The organism is Clavibacter lycopersici, assembly GCF_003576405.1.
Classification (GTDB): domain Bacteria; phylum Actinomycetota; class Actinomycetes; order Actinomycetales; family Microbacteriaceae; genus Clavibacter; species Clavibacter lycopersici.
The window spans coordinates 1-1,035 of the sequence record NZ_QWGT01000431.1; the positions used below are offsets into that span (position 1 = coordinate 1).

1 protein-coding gene and 1 pseudogene are annotated in these 1,035 nt (G+C 76.8%); both read right to left on the minus strand.

The genetic code is table 11. From position 1 onward, the window contains the following. Positions 1-312: pseudogene (locus DZG00_RS15740) on the minus strand (hypothetical protein); the annotation flags it as partial. A gap of 142 nt (positions 313-454) precedes the next feature. Next, on the minus strand, positions 455-1,035 hold a 581-nt coding region (locus DZG00_RS15745; RefSeq protein ID WP_119455834.1), incomplete at its 5' end, for a TasA family protein.

A 1,035-nucleotide genomic window follows, 5' to 3' on the forward strand; every position in this document is an offset into this window, starting at 1 on the left:
GCCGCCGGTGATGGGGAACGCGAGGGTGCCGGTGGCGCCGTCGAGGGTCGCGGTGCCGATCACGCCGGGGGTCAGGCCCAGCGTCGTGAGGGCGCCGGTGAAGCCGGAGTCGAGGGTGACCTGCGTGTCGACGCCGGTCAGGGTGGGGATCTCCGCGAGAGGCGTGGGGTTCGCCTCGGTCGTGGCCGACGCGGACGGCGCGGCGGACGAGGAGGACGAGGGGGTCTCGGCGGGGGTCGAGCAGGCCGCGAGGCCGACGACGAGGAAGCCCGCGGTGGCGAGGCCGAAGACGGACTTGGTGAGGTTGCGCATGGTGGATCCTTACGGTCAGGGCGGCCGACGTGGTCGCCGGTTGGAGTCGCAGGGTCCTTCGGCGCCCCCGTCCCGGCCGATGGGTCCCGTGATGCTTTCGTGATCTTGGGAGCCGGGCCGGCCGTCGACGGGCGGCGGAGCGTCAGCGCTGCATGCCCGGGCGCTGGTTGCCGTCGACCCGCAGGGTCACGGATCCGGTGACGCCCTGCGCGCTCGGCGGCGCCGAGGTGGCGAGCCGCACCGTGAGACGCAGGTGGTCCCGGCCTCCGACGGCCCGGGCGGGGGAGTCGGGCAGCGCGACGCGTCCGACGGCGGGGCGGTCGGCCACCACGGAGGTCGTCGTGCCGGCGCACACCGCGGTGCCGGGGGCCCCGGTCCACGCGACGGTGCAGCGGTCGATCGCCACCTGGAGGCCGTCCGACGTGCCGGCCACGGCCGTGCCGCCGAGCGTGACGACGAGCTCCGCCGCGGCGACGGTGCCGGTGTTCGCGAGGTCCACGAGTCGCACCTGGGCGTCGCCCGGCCGCAGCCCGGCGATCGGGACGGCGAGCTGATCCGCTCCGCCTCCACCCCAGTCGAGCTCCACGGCACCCGCGCCCACCGCGAGGCGCGACGTGGCGCGGTCGGTGAACACGGCGTAGGCGGTGCCGGCGCCCGCGAGCGCGATGGCCACCGCGATCCCCGGGATGAGCAGGGGGCGCGCGCGGCGGGAGGGGCGGCGCT